This is a genomic window from Achromobacter sp. GbtcB20, from assembly GCF_019091095.1.
GTDB lineage: Bacteria > Pseudomonadota > Gammaproteobacteria > Burkholderiales > Burkholderiaceae_B > Achromobacter > Achromobacter mucicolens.
This window is the reverse complement of the sequence record NZ_JAGXJZ010000797.1, coordinates 1-244: the sequence shown is the minus strand read 5'-3', so window position 1 is coordinate 244 and position 244 is coordinate 1. Positions and strand designations below refer to the sequence as shown.

At 60.2% G+C, this 244-nt stretch carries 1 protein-coding gene; it reads right to left on the bottom strand.

Annotation, left to right across the window (positions count from 1 at the left end):
• Positions 1–97: 97 nt before the first annotated feature.
• Positions 98–244, bottom strand: a 147-nt coding sequence (locus tag KVT32_RS31160; protein ID WP_217619541.1) for a DUF3579 domain-containing protein, incomplete at its 5' end; no start/stop codon positions are given.

Genomic DNA, 244 nt, shown 5'->3' with positions numbered 1-244 from the left:
CACCCTACGAAGGCGACCGTGCCCACACCCTATGGCTTCACGCTAATGCGGAGAGTGGCAGACGGCTTGGTCTAGCTCAAACCGGGCTTCGAACTGCCTACGGTTTCGGATCGCCCGGCAGTTCGTCGAAGCAGGCGTCGTCCACTTGCAGGTCGTTATCCTTGGCGAAGTTGGTGACGAAGTGGTAGGCCAGCGGTTCGGCTTTCTGGAGCGCATTATCGACGACGACGGCCTTGACGCCGTT